Origin of the sequence: Streptomyces sp. NPDC053367 (genome assembly GCF_044545925.1) — a bacterium.
In the GTDB taxonomy this organism is placed as follows: Bacteria; Actinomycetota; Actinomycetes; order Streptomycetales; family Streptomycetaceae; genus Streptomyces.
The window spans coordinates 181,792-203,175 of record NZ_JBITYN010000004.1; the positions used below are offsets into that span (position 1 = coordinate 181,792).

Below are 21,384 nucleotides of genomic sequence, written 5' to 3' on the forward strand. Positions count from 1 at the left end.
GGACTCCCCGTCCCTTCCCAGGAACGCGTTGGCATACTAATTTGTAAACCGCCATGACGAAATAGTCGGAGCAAGCAAGGAGCCGTGGCATGAGCTACCAGCCCACCCCCGAGGACAGGTTCACCTTCGGACTGTGGACCGTCGGCTGGCAGGGAAGGGACCCCTTCGGCGACGCCACGCGGCGTGCCCTGGATCCCGTCGAGACCGTGCAGCGCCTGGCCGAGCTGGGCGCGTACGGCGTGACCTTCCACGACGACGACCTGATCCCGTTCGGGTCCTCGGACACCGAGCGCGAGTCGCACATCAAGCGCTTCCGCCAGGCCCTCGACACGACCGGCCTGGCCGTGCCGATGGCCACCACCGACCTGTTCAAGCACCCGGTCTTCAAGGACGGTGCCTTCACCGCCAACGACCGCGACGTACGCCGCTACGCGCTGCGCAAGACCATCCGCAACATCGACCTCGCCGCCGAGCTGGGCGCCGAGGTCTATGTCGCCTGGGGCGGCCGTGAGGGCGCCGAGTCCGGCGCGGCGAAGGACGTGCGCGTGGCACTGGACCGCATGAAGGAGGCCTTCGACCTCCTCGGCGAATACGTCACCGAGCAGGGCTACGACCTGCGCTTCGCCATCGAGCCCAAGCCGAACGAGCCGCGCGGCGACATCCTGCTTCCGACCGTCGGCCACGCGCTGGCCTTCATCGAGCGCCTGGAGCGGCCGGAGCTGTACGGCGTGAACCCCGAGGTCGGCCACGAGCAGATGGCCGGGCTCAACTTCCCCCACGGCATCGCCCAGGCGCTGTGGGCGGGCAAGCTGTTCCACATCGACCTCAACGGCCAGTCCGGCATCAAGTACGACCAGGACCTGCGCTTCGGCGCCGGTGACCTGCGTGCCGCCTTCTGGCTCGTCGACCTGCTGGAGAGCGCCGGCTACACCGGGCCCCGGCACTTCGACTTCAAGCCGCCGCGCACCGAGGACCTCGACGGGGTGTGGGCCTCCGCCGCGGGCTGCATGCGCAACTACCTCATCCTCAAGGAGCGCGCCGCCGCCTTCCGCGCCGACCCCGAGGTCCAGGACGCCCTGCGCGCCTCGCGGCTCGACGAGCTGGCCCAGCCGACCGCCGGCGACGGCCTTCAGGCCCTCCTCGCCGACCGCACCGCCTTCGAGGACTTCGACGCGGACGCGGCCGCCGCGCGCGGGATGGCCTTCGAGCGCCTCGACCAGCTGGCCATGGACCACCTGCTCGGCGCGCGCGGCTGAGCGCCCCGGCGGTGACCGGCCTCCCCGGGGGCGACTCGCCTCAGGGCCGGCCGGTCACCGCACCACGACGTCGGCAACAGGCACCGACCACACCTCTCGGCCCAAGTGCCTGTCGCCGGCCGTACGGTCAGATGCCGCGCGGCAACCGCACGTAGAGGACGTGGGTCTCCACACCACTGTCCAGCAGGCGGCCCTGGGCGTCGAAGGCGCCCGCGCCGTCCGTCATGCCGAAGTCGTTGTCGTTGACGACGGCGATCGTGTCGTCGGCCACGCGCGCGACACCCTCGATCTTCCCCGGCACACCCGGCACCGTCCCCAGGTCGACGAGGAGCCGCTTGGCGAGCACGGGGACACCGGCCGCCGCCGGGTCCTCCAGCTGCTCCAGCGACGGCGACGCGGCCGCGTCGTCCCAGCGCCCGCCGAGGATGTTCGCGGCCGGACTGAGGCGTACGAGGTGCAGCCGGGCGGCCTTGTCCGTGCGCTCCTGCACCACCAGCCGTTCCCGGCCCACCGCGACCACCGAGGAGATCTTCAGCTCGGAGGTGTCGTCCTCGCCCGGATCGACCACGCCTACCGGGTCGAAGCGGTAGGCGTACTCGGCCGGAGAGGCAGCCCCGCCGCGAAGGAACGGGGAACAGGGCGCCGGCCGGCGGCGTAGGGGAACATCGGGCCTCCTGGGAACGAGTTCGCTGTCAGCGGCCAGATTCGATCCCTGCGGGGAGAACATCGCGGCACACGCGCGTGAACGCGTGGTGGCGGCTTCCGGTCGGGCCGCCTGCCGACCTCTCGGGGAGGAGGGTCGGGCCGCCTGCCGATCTCTGGGGGAGGAGGGTCGGGCCGCCTGCCGATCTCTGGGGGAGGAGGGTCGGGCCGCCCGCCGATCTCTCGGGGAGGAGTAGGGGACCGGCCTCAGGGTTGAGTCAGGGTCGCCGTCCGGAACCGCGCCGGGCACGGGTCCGTTCTCACCACAGAGAGCGGCAGTGGCCGCGAAGGAGGCGACACAGATGTCGAAGAACGCGAAGATCGCCGCGGGAGGTGTGGCGGTCGGGCTCATCCTGCTGATCTGGCTGCCCTGGTGGGCCGCACTGTTGATCGTGCTGGGCGTCCCGGCCGCCGCCTACCTCACGCTCGACCCGTCACAGCGGCGCCGGCTGCGCCGCACATCCCGCAAGGAGCTGGGCCGCTGAGACGCTAGCGCCCGCCGGCGGCGGCATCGTCCAAGGGGCAGGAGTCGACCACGTCGCCGTCCGCGGACCGGCCCACGGCCCGGTCGGCGGGCGGAGGCGTGCCCCGCTCCACCCAGGCCACCAGCGCGTCGAACGCCGAGCGGTAGCAGGGCAGGATCGGCCGCAGCCGGTCCGGGTAGGTGTCGTACAGGCCGTCGACGTGCGTGCCGCCGAGGACCGTGTAGTAGCGGTGCAGTCCGCCCCGGCCGCGCTTGTCGACCATCCGCGCGTACACATCGGAGTCCGCCGCCTTCGGCAGCAGCGCGTCCAGATCGCCGTGCAGGGTGATCATCGGCCGCCCGATGCGCCCGGTGAGTGCCACCCGTGCCACCGCCCGCCGCACGGAGTCGGGCCGCGAGGCGTAGTCGTAGGTCGCGTCGGAGGCGCACGGCGCGAGGATCTCCTCCAGCGTGCCGCCCGCCGACGGGCCCGGACAGCCCGGGTCGTACGACGGATCGAACTCGGCGCGGTAGATCTTCTGGGTCAGCCCCCAGTACGCCTTCTCGTGATACGGCCAGAGGAACTCCGAGCCACGCGCGAACCCGGCCGCGTACAGGTTCTCGTCCCGCGCGGAACCGGCCGCCCGCGCCACCGTGACCGGCAGGGAGGTGAGCAGGTTCGGGCCGTCGGCGGTCCACAGCGCCCCCTCCCAGTCCACGCCGCCGTCGTACAGCTCGGGGTGGTTCTCCAACTGCCAGCGGGTGAGATAGCCGCCGTTGGACATGCCGGTGACGTAGGTGCGCCGCGGGGCGTGCCCGTAGCGCTGCGCGACGGCGCGCCGGGCCGCCCGGGTGAGCTGGGTGGTGCGCTCGTTCCACTCGGCCACCGCGTCCCCGGGGCGGGAGCCGTCGCGGTAGAAGTCGGCGCCGTTGTTGCCCTTGTCGGTGGCGGCGTAGGCGTAGCCCAGCGCGAGCACCCGGTCCGAGATCGCCCGGTCCGTCGCGTACTGCCTGCGGGTGCCAGGGGCGCCGGTGACGACGAGGCCGCCGTTCCAGCGGTCGGGCAGGCGGATGACGAACTGGGCGTCGTGACGCCATCCGTGCGTGGCGTTGAACGTGGAGGTGTCGGGGAAGTAGCCGTCCACCTGGACGCCCGGCACGCCGGACGGGCTGCGGGTGTCCTTCGCCGTCAGCCCCGCCTGGTCGGCGGTGTCGGTGTACGGCGTGCCCGCGAGCCCCGTCGTGGTGAGGTCGGCCAGGCACGCACTCCGCTGGAACTCCGCCCCCGGCACCCGCACCCGCTCCTGTCGGGCGCAGTGGCCGTCATCGGCCGCCCCCGCGGCGGGAGCGGGACCGGTGACGGTCACCGCCAGCAGTGCGGCGGCGAGGGGGACACCTCGGGACAGACGCATGAACGGCCTCCAGGGCGGGGTGACGGTGGGACCGCGCGGCGATCGAGCGCGCGAGTGGCCCCATCGTGTGGCCGCACCTGTTCACCGGCCATGGGTTGGCACCACATGCCAAGAGCCCTGCGTCTGGGGGCTCCTCACACGCCAGCGCCGTCACTGACGCAGTGGTACCGACGGCTTGTCGTGGCTCGTGACGCCTTGTCCGTGCGGCGGGCACCTCGCCGAGCGTGCCTCCGGCCGCTCAGCTGGGCCGTACGGCCATCTTGTCCAGCGCCTCCAGCAGGCCCGGCAGCTCAGGGCCCCGCCCCACCGGCAGCACCTCTCCCGGCGCCTCGTCGAGCAGCACGAAGGCGATGTCGTCCGTCCTGGCCACCAGCGACCAGCCGGGGCCGTCCGCCCGCAGCGTCCGTGCGTCCCCCGGCGCGAAGGAGGACCGGACCCGGCCCAGTGGCGGGGGCGTGTCCACGTACGCCCTCGCCTCCGTCAGCACCCGCCGTACGCCGCTGCGCGGGCCCGCGGACTCCTGCCCCGTGTCCGCGCCCTCGGTCCGCGCCTGCGCGCCGGCGTTCCGAGGGGCAGCGCCGGCCTCTTCGGAGGTCTCGCCCGCGTCCCCGGACGCCTCGCCCGCGGTGGCGAACTCGGAGTCGTCGATCTGCTCGCGCCACAACGCCCACTGCAACGCGACCTCGTCCGCGCCCATGCGGCGCTGCGCCGGCCCCCACCCGGAGGTGTCCGGCGGGGCCAGCGGGGGACGGTCGGCGAGCGCGGGGTCGGGATCGTGCGGGGCGGGTATCCCGGGAGCCGCGACGGCGACCGCGAGCGGCCAGCCCGGCAGCGCCGCCACGACCGTGTCCTCGGCGGGCGACAGGTCGTACTCCATACCGCAGTCCCAGGAGGCGATGGCCACGGCCACCAAGGAGACGTCGTCGGTCGCGATGGTCCACCGCGCGCCCTCGCCGTCCTGGCCGAGCACCAGGCCGTACCCGTCGGCGAGGGGCGCCAGCCCCAGCGCGGCGCAGGCCTCGGGGTAGTCGTCGCCGAGCACGCTCGGGAACTGCGCGGGCGTCAGCAGCACCGCCGTGAGCACGTACAGCGCGTCGTCCGCGGCGGTGACGGCTTCTTCGTCCGTCCCGGCCATGCCAGCCTCCCAGGGGTTCGTCCAACCGCGCGCACCCTAATGCGCACCCGGCGCGCTTGTCACGACTCCCCAGAACGCCCGGAACTGCGGTTTCCGACGTGACGGGACGAATCGACCCGCTGTGTTCCGGTCTCTCAGGCCGCCGGCAGGCCCAGCAGTGAGCGGGCCACGGTCCCCGGCGACTCGTCGCGCTCCCGGGCGAGCGCTATCACCGCGCGGCACGCCAGCTCGTTCACGCCGAACGACAGCGCCTCCGGCGACACCCACCCGGCCGCCTCGTCGATCCGGTCCTGGTCGTCCTCGGCGCAGGCCGCCACATACACCGCGGCCGCCTCGAAGAGGTTGTGCGCGCGCCTGTCCCGCTCACCCTGCCGCTCGGTGCGCGGCGCACCGATCAGTCTGTGCCAGACCTTGCGAACCTTGTCGAACATGCCGACCGCCTTCCCTGCCTCGGTTCCCCCGTGTGAGGGACTTACCCTCCCACTGATCGTTCATCTGCTGTTGCGCACCGTAGAGTTGGAGTTTCGACGGCAGAAGGGGCGGCACGGTGAAGCGTTACGCGCGGCTCGAACAGATCCGGCGGATGGACCCGTACGAGGAAGCCTCCGAGATCTACCGGCTCAGCTCGGCCTACGAGTTCCCCTGGGACTACGCCCGAGCCCTGGAACTGGCCCTGTACCGCACCTACGCCGTCCCCTCGATCGGCCGCCTGCTGGCCGAGACCGCGGAGCTGACCGACCGCACCCAGAAGCGCTACGACGACACCTCGCTGCTCCTCGACGCCGTCGTGGAGCACGGCTTCGACAGCGAGCAGGGCCGCACCGCGATCCGCCGCATCAACCAGATGCACCGCAGCTACGACATCAGCAACGACGACATGCGCTACGTGCTCAGTACGTTCGTCGTGATGCCCAAGCGGTGGATCGACGCCTACGGCTGGCGCAGGCTGTCCCGCCACGAGACCGTGGCCGCCGCCCTCCACTACCGCATGCTGGGCCGGCGGATGGGCATCAAGGACATCCCCGAGACGTACGAGGAGTTCGAGACCTGCCTCGACGACTACGAGGCAGCCCACTTCGCCTGGGACGAGGGCGCAAGCCGGGTCTCCGACGCCACGCTCGGCCTGATGGTCTCCTGGTATCCGCGCCCCCTGGCACCGCTGCTGCGCACCGCCACGCTCGCCCTGCTCGACGACTCGCTGCTGCGGGCCTTCCGCTACGCACCCCCCTCCGCCGCCGCAAGGACGCTCGTGCGCCGGGCGGTGCGGCTGCGCGGGCGTGCCGTCCGGCTGCTGCCCCCTCGCCGCGCGCCCCACTTCGCGCGGCAGAACTGGGAGATCAAGGGCTATCCCGACGGCTACGAGGTGAACGAACTGGGCACCTGGCCGGTTCCCGGGGTGCGCGGCTGCCCGGTCCGCCAGCTGGACACGTCGGGTACGCGACAGACCCCGGCAGCGGAGGCTTCGGGTGCGCCGGAGGCTCCGGCGGCGGGTGCCTCGGGCGCTGTGGGCACGTCAGCCGCCGAGTGACCCGAGGGTGGCGCGCAGCCAGTCGAGTTCGGCCCGGGAGGTGGCGCGCGCGATGGTGAGGACGCCGCGCCGGAACGGGTCGTCCAGATCCTCGGCGGGCAGCGGCCGGTCACCGTCGTAGAAGAAACTCGCGGGCTCCTCCAGGAAGCCGAGCCTGCGCCGCAGTACGGCCGCCTGGGCGGCCGGGTCGTCCAGGTGCCGCAGGAAGGCGAGCACCGTGAACCAGCGGTTCTCGTCGGTGATGTCGAGCCGGTCCGGCTCGGCCAGCCGGTGGCGCAGGTCCGCCCGGCCCGCCTCGGTCAGGGACAGGACGTGCCGCGGCGCCGCTCCCGCACCGGGCTCCGTCGTGCGCTCCAGGAGCCCCGCCTTCTCCAGGCGCTTGATCGCCGGATAGAGCGTGCTCTCCGCGACGGGCCGGACGTGCCCGGTCAGTGCCGTGATCCGCTTGCGCAGCTCGTAGCCGTGCAGCGGGGCGTCGTACAGGAATCCGAGGATGGCGAGCTCCAGCATGCCCGCATTCTCGCATTCCGCTGTACATCGGCGTAGCAATAACCCCCTCCCGTAATACATCGGTGGCGAAGTATTCCGTCACCGATGTATGGTCCAGGGCGTGCCGGAAGCGAGCCGGCCACCGGGAGAGGAGCACGGGATGCGTCAGGCGGAGTTCGACGACAGGGGCAGCTGCGTCCGGTGGACGGAGGTGCCGGGTGAGGAACCCGCGCGTGTGTATGTGCACGGGCTGGGCTCGATGTCCTCGGTGTACCACGCCCATGTCGCTGCCCGGCCCGAACTCGCCGGGCGGCGGAGCCTGTTCGTCGACCTGCCGGGGCACGGCATCAGCGACCGGCCCGAGCACTTCTCCTACAGCCTGGAGGCCCACGCCGACGCCCTCGCGGCCGTCCTGGACGCGGCGGGCCTGAGCGGCGCGGAGCTGATCGCGCACAGCATGGGTGGCGCGGTGGCGATCGTCCTCGCCCACCGCCGGCCCGACCTCGTGTCCCGGCTGGTGCTCACCGAGGCCAACCTCGACGCCCACCCGCCCCTCACCGCGGCGAGCAGCGGCATCACCACCTGGGAGGAGGAGGCTTTCGTGGACCATGGCCACACGCGTGTGCTGGAGAAGGTCGGTCCCGCGTGGGCGGCGACGATGCGTCTGGCGGACCCGCGCGCGCTGCATCGCACCGCGGTCGGCCTCGTCGGCGGATCCACACCCGTCATGCGCACCATGCTGGAGGCGGTCCCGGTCGACCGCGTCTACCTCCAGGGCGAACTGAGCGGCGAACTCGAGGGCAGGCAGACGCTGGAGGCGGCCGGTGTGCGGGTGGTGACGGTGCCCGGCGCGGGGCACAACGTCATGTTCGACGACCCGGAGGCCTTCGCGGCCGCCGTAGCCGGACGTCTGTGAAGCTCAGTCCGTTCGAACGGCCAAGGCGAGGAAGCGGGTGTCCTCGTCGACGTACGACGTCATGCGCCAGCCCGAACGCCCGAGGAGCGGGCGGAGGTTGGGCTCGGCACGCAGATCGTCCGGGGTGATCTGCCTGCCGTGCCGGGCCGCCAGGGCCGCCCGCCCGATGGGGTGGAACAGCGCCAGGATGCCGCCGGGGCGCACCACCCGCGCCAACTCGCGGAGGTTCTACTCCGGTTCGGGCAGATGCGAGATGAGTCCCGCTCCGAACACGGCGTCGAGCGACTGCGAGCGCAGCGGCAGCTCGGCGACGTCCGCGAGCAGCAACCGCCCGTACCTGTCCCGTCCGGCCGCTGTGGCGGCCTCCAGCATGGCCGGGGTGAGATCGGCCCCGAGGACCACTCCCGAGGGCCCCACGGCCGCCCGCAGCGGCGGCAGGGCCCGTCCGGTGCCGCAGCCCGCGTCGAGCACCCGGTCGCCTTCGCGCAGGCCGAGCCCGGCGACGGCGGCCGCGTAGGCGGGACCGTCGTCGGGGAAACGACTGTCCCAGTCGGCCGCGCGGGCCGTGAAGAACTCCTGGACGTGTGTGCGGTCGTCGCTCATGCTCCGCATGATCCCTCACCGACACGGATGACGCCCCGGTGCACACGTTCGAGCGTGACCCGATCGTTCCGGAACATCTAGACGTCATATTCCAGCAGCTTTCGAAATGCGCCCCCATTGTGCGCCCGTGCCCCCGTTAGCGTCCCGGGGCCATGGGACACCTGGACCACGCCACCTTCGGCTGGCTGACCCCCGTGCTGTCGTACGTCATGGCCTGCACGGGCGCGGCGCTCGGGCTGCGATGCACCGTGCGCGCCCTCGGCGCCACCGGACGCTCGCGCCGCAACTGGCTCTTGACCGCCGCCTCCGCCATCGGCACGGGCATCTGGACCATGCACTTCGTGGCCATGCTCGGCTTCGGCGTCCACGGCACCGACATCCGCTACGACGTGCCGTTGACCATCCTCAGTCTGCTCGTCGCCATGCTCGTCGTCAGCGCCGGCGTCTTCGCCGTCGGCTACGGCCGCGAACGGGGCCGCTCTCTCCTCGTCGGCGGCCTGACCACCGGCCTCGGCGTGGCGAGCATGCACTACCTGGGCATGGCGGCGGTGCGGCTGCACGGCGACGTGACGTACGACCCGGTCAAGGTCGCCCTCTCCGTGGTGATCGCCGTCGTCGCGGCGACGGCGGCCCTGTGGGCGGCCCTGAACATCAAGTCGCCCCTCGCGGTCACCGTCGCCTCCCTCGTCATGGGGGCGGCGGTGAGCAGCATGCACTACACCGCCATGTTCGCGGTGGACGTGCGGGTCACGCCCTCCGGGGAGGTGCTGCCCGGGGCCACGGCGATGCAGTTCATCTTCCCCCTCGCCGTCGGCCTCGGGTCCTACCTCTTCCTGACCTCGGCCTTCGTCGCCCTGTCGCCGACGACGGGGGAGCGCGAGGCGACCGCTTCGGCCCAGCGGCCGGTGGAAGTCGCTCGCTGACCGGTCACCGCCCGGCGCTCACGGTCGCGGCACACCGCCCGACGCCCCACGCCCACGGCAGCCGCGTCAGCAGGCCCATCCGGGGCGGCCGCCGCAACGGCCCCGTCCGGGTCCACCGTCCCAACGGTCCCGTTCGCGGCCACCGCGCCGACGGCCCCGTCGCGGCCCACCGCCCCGCGGCCGACGACACGCCCACGAACCCCTTCCGAGCGAGGAGGCCATGCGTACACCACGCAGCACCCCGACAGGCGCCCAGTCGCCGCCCCCACCACCGCGCGGCCGCCGCGCCCACGCCGGACTCCCGGCCGACGAGAACCCCGCCGACCCCGCGGGCGGCGGCCCGGACACCGCGCCCACGCGCGCGGGACGCCGGTGGACCCGACCGCGCACGGTGCGCGCACGGATCGTCTGCCTGCTGATGGTGCCGGTGGTGTCGCTGCTGGCCCTGTGGGCGTACGCGACCGTGACGACCGCCCAGGACGTATCCCGGCTGCGGCAGTTGCAGCGCGTGGACGCCGAGGTCCGGGCGCCCGTCGCGGCCGCGGTGGCGGCCCTTCAGGCCGAGCGCGCCGCGGCGGTGCGCCGGGCGACCGACCCGTCAGCCGGCCGCGGCGACGACCTCGACCGGCTGACCCGCGCCACGGACCGCGCGGTGGCCCGGCTGCGGCTCGGCGAACACAACACGGTCGCCGACAGCCAGGAACTGCCGCACGGAGTCGCCCAGCGCCTGGAGGCCTTCGTCACCGGCGCCGAGCAACTGCGTGGACTGCGCGCCCAACTGGAGGACGGACGCGCCGACTGGCGGCGGACGTACGAGCGCTACACCCGCACCATCGCGGACGCCTTCGCCGTGGACGGCGCCCTCAGCGGCATCCAGGACGCCGAACTCGGCTCCGACACGCGCGTGCTGCTGGAGTTCTCCCGCGCGGGTGAGGCGCTGGCCCGGGAGGACGTGCTGCTGACCGGCGGACGCCCGGCCAAGGGCCTGACCGGCGAGCGGCTGCGGCTGTTCACCGGGGCCGTCTTCACCCGCCGCGCCCTCACCGAGTCCGCCGTCCCCGATCTGGGCGGCCCGGAACGCGCCGCCTGGCGCGAGCTCGCAGACAGCGACGCCTACGCCACCGTCACCGCACTGGAGGACGAGGCCCTCGACGGTGAACCCGCCGGTGGCGCCTGGGACAGCGCCCACGCGCGCGTGCAGAGCGAGATGCGCGCCGTCGAGCAGGACGCGGCCCGTGACGTGGCCGGCCGGGCCGACCCGCTGACCCACGGACTGCTCACCCCGGCCGGCGCAGCCGTGCTGTTCGGGCTTGCCGCCGTCGCCGCCTCGCTGGTGATCTCGGTGCGCATCGGCCGTGGCCTCGTCGTGGAACTGGTCAGCCTGCGCAACAGTGCGCTGGAGATCGCCCGGCGCAAGCTCCCCGACGCCATGCGCAAGCTCCGCGCGGGCGAGGAGATCGACATCCGCGCGGAGGCGCCCCCGGGGCCGCCCGCGGAGGACGAGACCGGTCAGGTCGCCGAAGCCCTCGGCACCGTGCACCGGGCAGCCCTGCGGGCCGCCGTGGAGCGTGCCGAACTCGCCAGCGGCATCTCGGGCGTCTTCGTCAACCTCGCCCGGCGCAGCCAGGTCCTCGTCCACCGTCAGCTCAGCCTGCTCGACAGCATGGAACGCCGCTCGGACGACCCCAACGAGCTCAGCGACCTCTTCCGCCTGGACCACCTCACCACGCGCATGAGGCGCCACGCCGAGAGCCTGATCATCCTCTCCGGTGCCGCCCCCGGCCGGGCCTGGCGCATGCCGGTCTCGCTGACCGACGTCGTGCGCGCCGCCGTCTCCGAGGTCGAGGACTACGCGCGCGTGGAGGTACGGCAACTCCCCGAGGCGTCCGTCGTCGGCGCGGCCGTCGCCGACCTCACCCACCTGCTGGCCGAGCTCATCGAGAACGCCGCCCAGTTCTCACCACCCCACACGCGTGTGCGCGTCACCGGCGAACCCGTCGGCAACGGCTACGCCGTCGAGGTCGAGGACCGGGGCCTGGGCATGGGCAAGGAGACCCTCACCGAGGCCAACCGGCGTATCGCGCAGTCCGAGGCCCTCGATCTGTTCGACAGCGACCGGCTCGGACTGTTCGTGGTGAGCCGCCTCGCCGCCAGGCACAGCATCAAGGTCCACCTGAGGCCCTCGCCCTACGGCGGTACGACCGCGGTCGTCCTGCTGCCCGTGGCACTGCTGCACGGCGAGGCGACGGAACGATCCGGCAGCGAGGACGCCGAGACGCCCCGGCCCGCCGAACGCGACTACGCGCGTGTGCCCGCGGGACCCGCTCTGCAGGAGACCGTCCATCAGGCGGCCGGCCGTCCGGTGCTCGCCGCCCCCGCCCCGACCCTGTCCGACACTCCGCCGCCGGGGGTGACCGCCTTGCGCCCGCACCGCACCCCGGACGACGCCGAGACGTCCGACGACCTGCCCCGCCGGGTCCGCCAGGCGTCCCTCGCCCCCCAATTGCGTCAAGGCCGCCCCGAGGAACCCGCCCGGCCGTCCGGGCCTTCCCCCGACGACCGGCGCACCCCCGAACTCGTACGGGACCGAATGGCCGCCTACCGCGACGGCTGGGCGCGCGGCGGCGGCAGACGACCCGGCCGCGGCCCGGCCGGCGACAGCAGCGAAGGAGACCCCGCATGATCGACCCGGGCAGAAGAAGCGCGCAGCGGTCCGGCGAACTCGACTGGCTGCTCGACGATCTGGTGCTGCGCGTGCGCGAGGTGCGGCACGCCGTGGTGCTGTCCGACGACGGGCTCGCCGTGGGCGCCTCCAGCGACCTCGAGCGAGAGGACGCCGAGCACCTCGCCGCGGTCTCCTCCGGCTTCAACAGCCTCGCCAAGGGCACGGGCCGGCACTTCGGCGCGGGAGGCGTACGCCAGACCATGGTGGAGATGGACGACGGCTTCCTGTTCGTGGCGGCCGCGGGCGACGGCTCCTGCCTCGCCCTCCTCACCGCCGTGAACGCCGACATCGGCCTCGTGGCGTACGAGATGGCACGTCTGGTCAAACGCGTCGGCGAGCACCTCTACACGCCGCCCCGCGTCACCGCGCGGCCGCCCGCCGCGGGCTGACCGAGAAGGCGGTCCACGACGATGACCGACGACCTGCGGGGCGCTCCCCGCGAACCGGGCAGCCAGTGGTACGACGGCGAGGCCGGCCCGCTCGTCCGCCCCTACGCCATGACCGGCGGCCGGACCCGGCCCGGGCCCACCGGGGTCCGCTTCGACCTGATCGCCCTGGTCACCCTCGACCCCGCGGGCCCTGGGGCCGAGGACGACGCCACGCTGGGTCCCGAGCACCGCGCGCTGGTGGACCTGTGCCGCACGGAGACCCAGTCCGTCGCCGAACTCGCCGCCGGCGCCGATCTGCCGCTCGGCGTGGTCCGGGTGCTCCTCGGTGACCTCCTGGAACTGGGCCGGGTCACCGTCACCCGTCCCGTACCGCCCGCGCAGCTCCCCGACGAACGGATCCTGCGCGAGGTCATCGACGGGCTGCGGGCGCTGTGAGGACCCCGCGCGCATCAGTGGCCCGCCGAGAGACGCGTCGGCACCTTCCCGCCGCGCCCCCCACCCCCCACGTCGACCGATTCCGGCACTCCCGAGAGAAGTGATCCATGGTCTCCGAGCACTCCGACGCCCCGGACGACGAGACGGCCGCGCTGGCGTTGAAGATTCTGGTCGCCGGCGGTTTCGGCGTGGGCAAGACGACCCTGGTGGGCGCGGTCAGCGAGATCAGGCCGCTGCGCACCGAGGAACTGCTCAGCCAGGCGGGCCAGTCGGTGGACGACACCGACGGCGTGGACCAGAAGGTCACCACCACCGTGGCCATGGACTTCGGGCGGATCACCATCCGGTCCGGGCTGTCCCTCTACCTGTTCGGCACCCCCGGCCAGGACCGATTCTGGTTCCTGTGGGACGAGTTGGCGCAAGGCGCGCTCGGCGCCGTCGTCCTCGCCGACACCCGTCGCCTCGAGGACTGCTTCCCGGCGGTCGACTACTTCGAGCACCGGCACATCCCGTTCGTGGTCGCAGTCAACTGCTTCGCCGGCGCCCGTGGCCACGCGGTGGACGATGTGCTGCGCGCGCTCGACCTCGACCAGGGCACACCGGTCGTGCTCTGCGACGCCCGCGACCGGGACTCCGGCAAGGAAGTGCTGATCCGTCTCGTGGAGTACGCCGGGCGCATGCACACCGCCCGGCTCCTCGACTCCGTCCGTTGAAGTCCGTGACCGGGCTCAGCCGGAGACGGCCTTCTCGGAGACGACCTTGTCGATCGACACCCGGACGAGCAACTCGCCCGGCACGGCGTTGCGCGCGCCGAACTCCTCGGCGCGCTCCTCGCCCATGTACCGCGCACCCAGCCGAGTCGCCCAGTGACGCAACTCCGCCTGGTCCTCCGAGACCCGGGCACGGCCCTGCACCACCACGAAGTCGAACGGCGGCCGGTCGTCGTCCACGCACAGCGCGACCCGTCCGTCCCGCCTCAGGTTCCGGCCCTTGACGGTGTCCTTGCCGGTCGTGAACACGATGTCCTCGCCGTCGAGCAGGAACCAGACCGGCGCCACATGCGGGCTGCCGTCGGCGCGGACGGTGGACAGCTTGCCGGTGCGGGTGCCGTGGGAGACGAACGCACGCCATTCGTCGTCGGTCATCTTGTGTGCCATGTCCACATCCTCCTTGCCCGCGCGCCGCTCGTGGGGAAGGCTGCGAAGAGTTCCCCCGACACGGGGGAGACGTCACACGGGGAGAACACGGGGAGACCTGAACATGGCGCAGAACCAGGGACTCGGCTGGCTCCTGGACGACTTGACCGAGCGCGTCGACCAGGTGCGGCATGTGCTGGTGCTGTCCAACGACGGACTGGTCACCGGCGCGAGCACCGGACTGCGGCGCGAGGACGCCGACCACCTCGCCGCCGTCGCGTCCGGACTGCACAGCCTCGCCAAGGGCTCGGGACGCCACTTCGGCGCCGGACAAGTACGTCAGACCATGGTCGAGTTCGACGACGCGGTGCTGTTCGTGACCGCCGCGGGCACCGGAAGCTGTCTGTGCGTCCTCAGCGGCGCCGACGCCGACATCGGGCAGATCGCCTACGAGATGACGCTGCTCGTCAACCGGGTGGGCGAGCACCTCGCCGTGGACTCCCGGCACCCCGAGCGAACCCAGTCCATGGATCTCTGACCATCCACAGCTCTCTGACCTGCGCTTTCGTCCTCCTTCCGTCCTTCGTCGGAAAGTTGTCCACAGGCTCGCCACGAGATCGGCCGCGGTCGCTACGGTCTTTCCACCGGCCGTCGCGACCAGCGACAGCCACCGACTCCACGGGGGAGACCCACCATGTCAGGCGACACCATCACCCGATCCGGCCACCTCACCTGCACGCCGAGCCGCGCCGCCCGCGAACTGGGCCTCAAGCGCAGCGAGTTCGACCTGGCCGTGCACCTCGGGCGGATCCGCACCGTGCCCGACGAGGGCGGCGGGGGCCGCCGCGTCCCGCAATCCGAACTCGACCGACTGCGTGCCGAACCGGGCTTCCCGGAGGCATTCCGGAACAGCGTGCGCGTCGTGGGCACCAGCGAGGGAGCGGCCCTCATGAAGGTGCCCCCCACCCGGTTCACCAAGCTCGCCCGCCTCGGCCTGGTGGCGCCGGCGCGCTTCTACCTCAACCGCTACCGGGCCGTCGTCTGGCTGTACCTCGCCGACGAACTCCGACAGTTCGCCGCGGACAAGCACAACGCCCCACTGCTGTCGGGCCGCATGCCCGAAGGGCTGCGCGGCCAGATCGACAGCGGTCTCGACCTGCGGGCCCGGAACTGGCGCGGACGCCACCTCGGCTTCCTGCTCCGCCAGGCCGACGACCCCTGGCAGCGCGCGGGAGCGGTCGCGGCCCTGCTCGCGCCCGTCGAGATCGCCCGAGTGGTGCCGGACCCCTACGAGCGCGCCCATGTGAACCGCTTCCGCCCCGGACTGCCCGGCAACGGTTCGCCGGGCTCGCCGTCCACTCACATCGCCGAGCGGATCATGACGGCGGACGACCCGGACGAGATCGCCTGGCTCAGGTCCGAGCTGACCGCGGCCCTGGAGGAGGCGCGCCGGCACCGGGCAGCACCGCGTCCGACGCCCCGCCAGGCGCCCGCGGCCCCTGCCGAGCCCCGCAGCAGCGAGGTCGTCGCCATCCCCGAGCAAGCCTGCGGGTCCGCGCCCAGGACGGGCCTGCTGGGCCGGCTCCGCCGCGGGAGGGTGCGTGTGCGGCGCGCGAAACCCGCACCGCAGCACGCCTGACCAGGTCACAGGGCCCGGAACAGACCTTCCTGGACGACGGAGACGAGCAGCCGCCCCTCCAGGTCGTAGATCCGCCCGCGGGCCAGTCCTCGCCCGCCCGTGGCGATCGGTGACTCCTGGTCGTACAGGAACCACTCATCGGCGCGGAACGGCCGGTGGAACCACATCGCGTGGTCCAGCGACGCCATGTCGAAACCACGCGGTCCCCACAGCGGCTCCACCGGGATGCGCACGGCGTCCAGGAGGGTCATGTCACTGGCGTACGTCAGCGCGCAGGTGTGCACGAGCGGGTCGTCGCCCAGCGGCCCCACCGCGCGCATCCACACCGCGCTGCGCGGATCGGAGCCCTGGACCTCTTCCTTGGTCCAACGCAACCGGTCCACATACCGGATGTCGAAGGGCTGACGCCGCGCCATCCGCTCCAACTGCTCGGGCAGCGCGCCCAGATGCTCCCGGATCTCGTCCGTGACCGTCGGCAGGGACTCCGGGTCCGGGACCTTGCGGGCCGGCGGCAGCTGGTGCTCGAAGCTCCCTTCCTCAGGCTTGTGAAAGGAGGCGGTCAGATTGAAGATCGTGCGGCCCTGCTGCACCGCGGTGACCCGGCGGGTCGTGAACGACCGCCCGTCCCGCACCCGTTCCACCTGGTACACGATCGGCACGCCGGGCCGGCCCGGCCGCAGGAAGTACGCGTGCAGCGAGTGCACCGGACGGTCGCCCTCGGTGGTGCGCCCCGCGGCGACCAGCGCCTGGCCCGCCACCTGTCCGCCGAAGACCCGCTGCAGCGACTCCTCGGGGCTGCGACCACGGAAGATGTTGACCTCGATCTGCTCCAGGTCGAGCAGGTCGACGAGCCTCTCGGCCGGGTTCGTCATGGGCGTGCCTCTCCTGTGCTCACAGCTGACCGACGTCCGTCACGCGGACGACCGCGCGTCCCTCCGCGTCCGAGGCCGTCAGGTCGATCTCCGCGCTGATACCCCAGTCATGATCCCCGTTCGGGTCGTCGAAGATCTGCCGGACCCGCCACAGGCGGTTCTGCGGCTCCTCCTCGATGACGAGCAGCTTGGGGCCACGGGCGTTCGGTCCGGTGCCGAGGTCGTCGTACTCGTCCCAGTACTTGTCCATCGCCTCGCCCCAGGCGTCCGCGTCCCAGCCGGACTCGGCGTCCATCTCGCCCAGTTCCCCGACCTGGTCCAGGGCGGCGAGCTCCACCCGCCGGAACATGGCGTTGCGCACCAGGACCCGGAAGGCACGCGCGTTGGCGGTGACCGGCTTGACCTCGTCGGCCTTCTCCTGGGCCTCCTCGGCGGTCATCTCCTCCGGGTTGGCGAGCTGCTCCCACTCGTCCAGCAGGCTGGAGTCGACCTGGCGGACCATCTCGCCGAGCCACTCGATGAGGTCTTCGAGGTCCTCGGACTTCAGGTCGTCGGGGATGTTGTGGTCGAGAGCCTTGTAGGCACTGGCCAGGTAGCGCAGCACGATGCCCTCGGTACGGGCCAGTTCGTAGTGCGAGACCAGTTCGGTGAAGGACATGGCCCGCTCGTACATGTCCCGGATCACGGACTTCGGCGACAGCGGGTGGTCGCCGACCCAGGGGTGGCTCTTGCGGTACGTGTTGTACGCGTGGAAGAGCAGCTCCTCCAGCGGCTTGGGGTAGGTGACGTCCTGGAGGCGCTCCATGCGCTCCTCGTACTCGACACCGTCCGCCTTCATCGCGGCCACGGCCTCGCCGCGCGCCTTGTTCTGCTGGGCGGCGAGGATCTGACGCGGGTCGTCCAGGGTGGACTCCACGACCGACACCATGTCCAGCGCGTACGACGGCGACTCGGGGTCGAGCAGCTCGAACGCGGCCAGCGCGAAGGTGGACAGCGGCTGGTTGAGCGCGAAGTCCTGCTGAAGGTCGACCGTGAGCCGGACGATACGGCCCTCGGCGTCGGGCTCGTCGAGCTTCTCGACGATGCCGCCGTCCAGCAGCGAGCGGTAGATGGCGATGGCCCGGCGAATGTGCCGCAGCTGCTGCTTGCGCGGCTCGTGGTTGTCCTCCAGCAGGTGCCGCATCGCCTGGAAGGCGTTGCCGGGACGGGCGATGACCGACAGCAGCATCGTGTGCGTGACACGGAAGCGGGAGGTGAGCGGCTCCGGCTCGGACGCGATCAGCTTCTCGAAGGTGTCCTCGCTCCACGCCACAAAGCCCTCGGGCGCCTTCTTGCGCACCACCTTGCGCCGTTTCTTCGGGTCGTCGCCCGCCTTGGCGAGTGCCTTCTCGTTCTCGATGACGTGCTCCGGAGCCTGCGCCACGACAAAGCCCGCCGTGTCGAAACCGGCCCGGCCGGCGCGGCCCGCGATCTGGTGGAACTCCCGGGCGCGCAGCGTGCGCACACGGCTGCCGTCGTACTTGGTCAGCGCGGTGAACAGCACCGTGCGGATGGGCACGTTGACGCCCACGCCGAGCGTGTCGGTGCCGCAGATGACCTTCAACAGGCCCGCCTGCGCGAGCTTCTCCACCAGACGCCGGTACTTCGGCAGCATGCCCGCGTGGTGCACACCGATGCCGTGCCGCACGTAACGGGACAGGTTGCGGCCGAACTTGGTGGTGAAGCGGAAGTTGCCGATCAGCTCGGCGATCTGCTCCTTCTCGTCCTTGGAGCACATGTTGATGCTCATCAGCGCCTGCGCCCGCTCCACGGCCTGCGCCTGGGTGAAGTGCACGATGTACACGGGCGCCTGCTGCGTCTGGAGCAGCTCGGTGAGCGTCTCCGTGAGCGGGGTGCGGCGGTACTCGTAGGACAGCGGCACCGGGCGGGTCGCGGAGCGGACCACCGAGGTGGGGCGGCCGGTGCGCCGGGTGAGGTCCTTCTCGAACATCGAGACGTCACCGAGCGTGGCCGACATCAGGATGAACTGCGCCTGCGGCAGCTCCAGGATCGGGATCTGCCAGGCCCAGCCGCGGTCCGGCTCGGCGTAGAAGTGGAACTCGTCCATGACGACCTGGCCGACGTCGGCGTTCTTGCCGTCCCGCAGCGCGATCGACGCGAGCACCTCGGCGGTGCAGCAGATGACGGGGGCGTCCGCGTTCACGGAGGCGTCGCCGGTGAGCATGCCGACGTTCTCGGTGCCGAAGATCTTGCACAGCTCGAAGAACTTCTCCGACACCAGCGCCTTGATCGGAGCCGTGTAGAAGGTGACCTCGTCACGGGCGAGCGCGGCGAAGTGGGCGCCGGCGGCGATCATGCTCTTGCCGGAGCCGGTGGGTGTCGACACGATCACGTTCGCGCCGGACACCACCTCGATCAGCGCCTCCTCCTGATGGGGGTAGAGCGTGAGACCCCGCTCCTGGGCCCACGACTCGAAGGCTTCGTAGAGGGCGTCGGGGTCTGCGGTCGGCGGGAGCTGATCGATGAGGGTCACGCCCCCATCTTGCCTGGCCCGAGCCCCGATGCGGGAATCGGATGCCCGCCCGAAGATCACGACCGCTACGCTGTGTCGCCGACGTGGCGTCAGTCCACGCGGCCAACTGGAAAGCGGCACACGAGGAACGGGGCGGGCAGCGGCGATGATGGGACCAGCACACTCACTGTCGGGCGCCGCCGCCTGGCTCGGCGTCGGAGCGGCCGCCGCCGCGGCGGGGCACACGATGCCCTGGCCGGTCCTCCTGGTCGGTTCCCTGCTGTGCGCAGGAGCGGCGCTCGCCCCGGACCTGGACCACAAAGCGGCCACCATCTCGCGCGCGTTCGGTCCGCTGTCGCGCGGTTTGTGCGAGATCGTGGACAAACTCTCCTACGCCGTCTACAAGGCCACCCGCAAGCAGGGCGACGCGCGCCGCTCGGGCGGCCACCGCACGCTGACGCACACCTGGCTGTGGGCGGTGCTGATCGGGGCGGGCACCTCGGTGCTGGCGATCACCGGCGGCCGCTGGGCGGTCCTGGCGATCCTCTTCGTGCACATGGTGCTGGCGATCGAAGGGCTGCTGTGGCGGGCCACCCGCGGGGCGAGCAGCGATGTGCTGGTCTGGCTGCTGGCCGCGACCAGCGCCTGGATCCTGGCCGGGGTACTGGACAAGCCGGGCAACGGGGCGGACTGGCTGTTCACGGCACCGGGCCAGGAGTACCTCTGGCTGGGCCTGCCGGTCGTGCTCGGCGCCCTGGTGCACGACATCGGGGACGCGCTGACCGTCTCCGGATGCCCGATCCTGTGGCCGATCCCGGTGGGCCGCAAGCGCTGGTACCCCATAGGCCCGCCCAAGGCCATGCGGTTCCGGGCGGGCAGCTGGGTGGAGCTGAAGGTGCTGATGCCGGCGTTCATGGTGCTCGGGGGAGTGGGCGGCGCGGCCGCGCTCAACTTCATCTGAGCGACCCGCGCCGCGCCCCCGACCGCCGGCGTCTTCGGTGCCTGTGCTCAGGCCTTCCCGCCGGACTGCCCACCGCCGTAGCGCCGCTCGAAGGCGGCGACGCGGCCCTCGGTGTCGATCGTGCGGGCCTTGCCCGTGTAGAAGGGGTGGCTCTCGGAGGAGATCTCCACGTCGACGACCGGGTAGGTCTCGCCGTCGTCCCACTCGATGGTCTGGTCGCTGTTCGCGGTGGACCGGGTGAGGAAGGCGTATCCGGCGGCCCGGTCGCGGAAGACGACGGGGTGGTAGTCGGGGTGCTTGTCCTGCTGCATACGTGCTCCTGGTGCGGCGTGGAAAGAGGGTCGGGCGGAAGGCCGGGTGCGAGGTCAGCCGTACAGGGCCTCCTCGTCGACGATGTGCATGGCCGCCTCCTCGGCGGAGGCCGCCGCACCGTCGATGCCGACGTCCGTGGCGACGAGCGCCGCCTCGTCGTCCTCGTGGGCTCCCTCGTCGGGAGCCACGAGACGGCCCGAGCGGACCGCGCCGACCTCGTTGTCCAGGAGCTCGCCGTCGGTGTCGTGGTCGCCGAGTCCGTCCCCGTCGGGTGCGCCCACGTCAGGCACCTCCTCGGCCAGGCGTTGGTCCAGGGTCTCGCCCTGCCACCGCTCGGCGGCCGTCACACCGTCGTGCTCCACGGCCAAGGGCCTCTCCGGAGGGGACCAGCCCCGGTCGAGGGGGTCGCCGACACCGTCGTACTCGAGGGTGTCCTCCGCGTCGAGCAGCCCGGTGTCCTCGCGCTGGTCGGACGCGTCGGGCTGGTAGACGTCGTCTCCCCATCCGTCGGCGCTGTTCACGGGTACCTCCAGGTGGTGGGGACGGTGCCGTCGCGGCCTCGGGCGGCTGGATGTCGTCCCCGCGCGGGGCGCGGGCCGTCACGGCATCGGCGGGCCGTCGGGTGGTCCCGCGGCCGGTGCCGCTTTCCAGAGTTCCACCCTTCTTCGGAACCGCGCAACGGCACGAGACGGGGCCCTGCCGGGGGCCGGACCCTTCCCCGCGAGCCCATGCCCCGCCGCAGGTGGGCCCGCCGGCGGCGTGGCCTGCGGCAGCAGCGCTGCGGCACCTGCGCGGAGCCTGCCGGGAGGCGGGTCCCGGACCGGTGGAGGCTTTCTGATGTTGGTCGGCGGGAGTGGGCCTGGTGGCTGGGACGAACACGTCAGGGGGACGGGGAGGGGCGGCTGTCGGCGGGGCCCGTGCAGCGGTATCCGGCCCGAGATGCCCTGGGATCCGGGCGGGGGGCCGCCGCGGGATG

At 72.3% G+C, this 21,384-nt stretch carries 22 protein-coding genes and 1 pseudogene; 12 read left to right on the forward strand and 11 right to left on the reverse strand.

Annotated features, from left to right (window positions below):
- Positions 1-89: 89 nt before the first annotated feature.
- On the forward strand, positions 90-1,256 hold the full coding sequence (xylA, locus tag ACIGXJ_RS13570) for a xylose isomerase (RefSeq protein ID WP_399644101.1): 1,167 nt from the start codon (positions 90-92) through the stop codon (positions 1,254-1,256).
- 127 nt (positions 1,257-1,383) lie between these two features.
- On the opposite strand, the gene ACIGXJ_RS13575 is transcribed toward xylA, so the two are convergent.
- Positions 1,384-2,310: an esterase-like activity of phytase family protein gene (locus ACIGXJ_RS13575; protein WP_399644105.1), complete on the reverse strand. Its 927-nt coding sequence runs from the start codon at positions 2,308-2,310 to the stop codon at positions 1,384-1,386.
- Here ACIGXJ_RS13575 and ACIGXJ_RS13580 point away from each other — a divergent pair.
- Positions 2,261-2,443: a hypothetical protein gene (locus ACIGXJ_RS13580; protein ID WP_399644107.1), complete on the forward strand. Its 183-nt coding sequence runs from the start codon at positions 2,261-2,263 to the stop codon at positions 2,441-2,443. The genes ACIGXJ_RS13575 and ACIGXJ_RS13580 overlap by 50 nt on opposite strands.
- A 4-nt stretch (positions 2,444-2,447) precedes the next feature.
- Here ACIGXJ_RS13580 and ACIGXJ_RS13585 read toward each other — a convergent pair whose 3' ends face one another.
- From ACIGXJ_RS13585 to ACIGXJ_RS13595, 3 genes are all read right to left on the reverse strand, one after another.
- Positions 2,448-3,833, reverse strand: a complete 1,386-nt coding sequence (locus ACIGXJ_RS13585; protein WP_399644109.1) for a tannase/feruloyl esterase family alpha/beta hydrolase — start codon at positions 3,831-3,833, stop codon at positions 2,448-2,450.
- A gap of 238 nt (positions 3,834-4,071) precedes the next feature.
- Positions 4,072-4,968, reverse strand: coding sequence for a hypothetical protein (locus ACIGXJ_RS13590; protein ID WP_399644111.1), 897 nt, complete (start codon positions 4,966-4,968; stop codon positions 4,072-4,074).
- 134 nt (positions 4,969-5,102) lie between these two features.
- Positions 5,103-5,399: a hypothetical protein gene (locus ACIGXJ_RS13595; protein WP_399644113.1), complete on the reverse strand. Its 297-nt coding sequence runs from the start codon at positions 5,397-5,399 to the stop codon at positions 5,103-5,105.
- Positions 5,400-5,515: 116 nt separating this feature from the next.
- On the opposite strand from ACIGXJ_RS13595, the gene ACIGXJ_RS13600 reads away from it, so the two are divergent.
- Positions 5,516-6,496, forward strand: coding sequence for an oxygenase MpaB family protein (locus ACIGXJ_RS13600; protein WP_399644115.1), 981 nt, complete (start codon positions 5,516-5,518; stop codon positions 6,494-6,496).
- Here ACIGXJ_RS13600 and ACIGXJ_RS13605 read toward each other — a convergent pair.
- A complete protein-coding gene (locus tag ACIGXJ_RS13605; RefSeq protein WP_399644117.1) occupies positions 6,482-7,006 on the reverse strand; it encodes a PadR family transcriptional regulator in 525 nt (174 codons plus the stop codon). The two genes, ACIGXJ_RS13600 and ACIGXJ_RS13605, sit on opposite strands and share 15 nt — an antisense overlap.
- Before the next feature lie 139 nt (positions 7,007-7,145).
- Here ACIGXJ_RS13605 and ACIGXJ_RS13610 point away from each other — a divergent pair, with 139 nt between their 5' ends.
- On the forward strand, positions 7,146-7,901 hold the full coding sequence (locus ACIGXJ_RS13610) for an alpha/beta fold hydrolase (protein ID WP_399644119.1): 756 nt from the start codon (positions 7,146-7,148) through the stop codon (positions 7,899-7,901).
- 3 nt (positions 7,902-7,904) lie between these two features.
- Here ACIGXJ_RS13610 and ACIGXJ_RS13615 read toward each other — a convergent pair.
- Positions 7,905-8,504: pseudogene (locus tag ACIGXJ_RS13615) on the reverse strand (class I SAM-dependent methyltransferase).
- Between the two features lie 152 nt (positions 8,505-8,656).
- Between ACIGXJ_RS13615 and ACIGXJ_RS13620 the strand changes: the two are divergent.
- The 5 genes from ACIGXJ_RS13620 to ACIGXJ_RS13640 all read left to right on the forward strand — a co-directional run bounded on the left by ACIGXJ_RS13620 (position 8,657) and on the right by ACIGXJ_RS13640 (position 13,689).
- Positions 8,657-9,427, forward strand: coding sequence for an MHYT domain-containing protein (locus ACIGXJ_RS13620; RefSeq protein WP_399644122.1), 771 nt, complete (start codon positions 8,657-8,659; stop codon positions 9,425-9,427).
- 220 nt (positions 9,428-9,647) lie between these two features.
- Positions 9,648-12,110, forward strand: a complete 2,463-nt coding sequence (locus tag ACIGXJ_RS13625) for a nitrate- and nitrite sensing domain-containing protein (RefSeq protein WP_399644124.1) — start codon at positions 9,648-9,650, stop codon at positions 12,108-12,110.
- On the forward strand, positions 12,107-12,541 hold the full coding sequence (locus tag ACIGXJ_RS13630; protein ID WP_399644127.1) for a roadblock/LC7 domain-containing protein: 435 nt from the start codon (positions 12,107-12,109) through the stop codon (positions 12,539-12,541). The genes ACIGXJ_RS13625 and ACIGXJ_RS13630 overlap by 4 nt, the downstream gene beginning before the upstream one ends.
- Before the next feature lie 21 nt (positions 12,542-12,562).
- Positions 12,563-12,976, forward strand: coding sequence for a DUF742 domain-containing protein (locus ACIGXJ_RS13635; RefSeq protein ID WP_399644129.1), 414 nt, complete (start codon positions 12,563-12,565; stop codon positions 12,974-12,976).
- A gap of 107 nt (positions 12,977-13,083) precedes the next feature.
- Entirely contained in the window at positions 13,084-13,689 is a 606-nt protein-coding gene (locus tag ACIGXJ_RS13640; RefSeq protein ID WP_399644130.1) for a GTP-binding protein, read from the forward strand.
- Positions 13,690-13,704: 15 nt separating this feature from the next.
- Here ACIGXJ_RS13640 and ACIGXJ_RS13645 read toward each other — a convergent pair whose 3' ends face one another.
- Entirely contained in the window at positions 13,705-14,133 is a 429-nt protein-coding gene (locus tag ACIGXJ_RS13645) for a PPOX class F420-dependent oxidoreductase (protein ID WP_399644132.1), read from the reverse strand.
- A 103-nt stretch (positions 14,134-14,236) separates the two neighbouring features.
- Between ACIGXJ_RS13645 and ACIGXJ_RS13650 the strand changes: the two genes are divergently transcribed.
- Both ACIGXJ_RS13650 and ACIGXJ_RS13655 read left to right on the forward strand, forming a co-directional pair.
- On the forward strand, positions 14,237-14,650 hold the full coding sequence (locus ACIGXJ_RS13650) for a roadblock/LC7 domain-containing protein (protein ID WP_399644134.1): 414 nt from the start codon (positions 14,237-14,239) through the stop codon (positions 14,648-14,650).
- 156 nt (positions 14,651-14,806) lie between these two features.
- Positions 14,807-15,751: a DUF6397 family protein gene (locus ACIGXJ_RS13655; protein WP_399644136.1), complete on the forward strand. Its 945-nt coding sequence runs from the start codon at positions 14,807-14,809 to the stop codon at positions 15,749-15,751.
- 5 nt (positions 15,752-15,756) lie between these two features.
- Here the strand turns inward: ACIGXJ_RS13655 and ACIGXJ_RS13660 are convergent, their stop codons facing one another.
- Entirely contained in the window at positions 15,757-16,623 is an 867-nt protein-coding gene (locus ACIGXJ_RS13660) for an acyl-CoA thioesterase (protein ID WP_399644138.1), read from the reverse strand.
- Positions 16,624-16,642: 19 nt separating this feature from the next.
- Positions 16,643-19,156, reverse strand: a complete 2,514-nt coding sequence (locus ACIGXJ_RS13665) for a DEAD/DEAH box helicase (RefSeq protein WP_399644140.1) — start codon at positions 19,154-19,156, stop codon at positions 16,643-16,645.
- Positions 19,157-19,301: 145 nt separating this feature from the next.
- On the opposite strand from ACIGXJ_RS13665, the gene ACIGXJ_RS13670 reads away from it, so the two are divergent.
- Positions 19,302-20,096, forward strand: coding sequence for a metal-dependent hydrolase (locus ACIGXJ_RS13670; RefSeq protein ID WP_399644143.1), 795 nt, complete (start codon positions 19,302-19,304; stop codon positions 20,094-20,096).
- 47 nt (positions 20,097-20,143) lie between these two features.
- On the opposite strand, the gene ACIGXJ_RS13675 is transcribed toward ACIGXJ_RS13670, so the two are convergent.
- Both ACIGXJ_RS13675 and ACIGXJ_RS13680 read right to left on the reverse strand, forming a co-directional pair.
- Positions 20,144-20,407, reverse strand: coding sequence for a type B 50S ribosomal protein L31 (locus ACIGXJ_RS13675; protein ID WP_399644146.1), 264 nt, complete (start codon positions 20,405-20,407; stop codon positions 20,144-20,146).
- Positions 20,408-20,461: 54 nt separating this feature from the next.
- Positions 20,462-20,929 (reverse strand): DUF5709 domain-containing protein, encoded by a 468-nt coding sequence (locus tag ACIGXJ_RS13680; protein ID WP_399644148.1) that lies wholly within the window; start codon positions 20,927-20,929, stop codon positions 20,462-20,464.
- Between the last annotated feature and the right edge of the window lie 455 nt (positions 20,930-21,384).

Coding starts and splice junctions, on each gene's coding strand:
- ACIGXJ_RS13650 (WP_399644134.1), top strand. CDS start 14,237: ATGGCGCAGAACCAGGGACTCGGCTGGCTCCTGGACGACTTGACCGAG.
- ACIGXJ_RS13655 (WP_399644136.1), top strand. CDS start 14,807: ATGTCAGGCGACACCATCACCCGATCCGGCCACCTCACCTGCACGCCG.
- ACIGXJ_RS13580 (WP_399644107.1), top strand. CDS start 2,261: ATGTCGAAGAACGCGAAGATCGCCGCGGGAGGTGTGGCGGTCGGGCTC.
- ACIGXJ_RS13595 (WP_399644113.1), bottom strand. CDS start 5,399: ATGTTCGACAAGGTTCGCAAGGTCTGGCACAGACTGATCGGTGCGCCG.
- ACIGXJ_RS13640 (WP_399644130.1), top strand. CDS start 13,084: ATGGTCTCCGAGCACTCCGACGCCCCGGACGACGAGACGGCCGCGCTG.
- ACIGXJ_RS13625 (WP_399644124.1), top strand. CDS start 9,648: ATGCGTACACCACGCAGCACCCCGACAGGCGCCCAGTCGCCGCCCCCA.
- ACIGXJ_RS13585 (WP_399644109.1), bottom strand. CDS start 3,833: ATGCGTCTGTCCCGAGGTGTCCCCCTCGCCGCCGCACTGCTGGCGGTG.
- ACIGXJ_RS13635 (WP_399644129.1), top strand. CDS start 12,563: ATGACCGACGACCTGCGGGGCGCTCCCCGCGAACCGGGCAGCCAGTGG.
- xylA (WP_399644101.1), top strand. CDS start 90: ATGAGCTACCAGCCCACCCCCGAGGACAGGTTCACCTTCGGACTGTGG.
- ACIGXJ_RS13610 (WP_399644119.1), top strand. CDS start 7,146: ATGCGTCAGGCGGAGTTCGACGACAGGGGCAGCTGCGTCCGGTGGACG.
- ACIGXJ_RS13590 (WP_399644111.1), bottom strand. CDS start 4,968: ATGGCCGGGACGGACGAAGAAGCCGTCACCGCCGCGGACGACGCGCTG.
- ACIGXJ_RS13575 (WP_399644105.1), bottom strand. CDS start 2,310: ATGAGCCCGACCGCCACACCTCCCGCGGCGATCTTCGCGTTCTTCGAC.
- ACIGXJ_RS13675 (WP_399644146.1), bottom strand. CDS start 20,407: ATGCAGCAGGACAAGCACCCCGACTACCACCCCGTCGTCTTCCGCGAC.
- ACIGXJ_RS13630 (WP_399644127.1), top strand. CDS start 12,107: ATGATCGACCCGGGCAGAAGAAGCGCGCAGCGGTCCGGCGAACTCGAC.
- ACIGXJ_RS13605 (WP_399644117.1), bottom strand. CDS start 7,006: ATGCTGGAGCTCGCCATCCTCGGATTCCTGTACGACGCCCCGCTGCAC.
- ACIGXJ_RS13670 (WP_399644143.1), top strand. CDS start 19,302: ATGATGGGACCAGCACACTCACTGTCGGGCGCCGCCGCCTGGCTCGGC.
- ACIGXJ_RS13660 (WP_399644138.1), bottom strand. CDS start 16,623: ATGACGAACCCGGCCGAGAGGCTCGTCGACCTGCTCGACCTGGAGCAG.
- ACIGXJ_RS13645 (WP_399644132.1), bottom strand. CDS start 14,133: ATGGCACACAAGATGACCGACGACGAATGGCGTGCGTTCGTCTCCCAC.
- ACIGXJ_RS13620 (WP_399644122.1), top strand. CDS start 8,657: ATGGGACACCTGGACCACGCCACCTTCGGCTGGCTGACCCCCGTGCTG.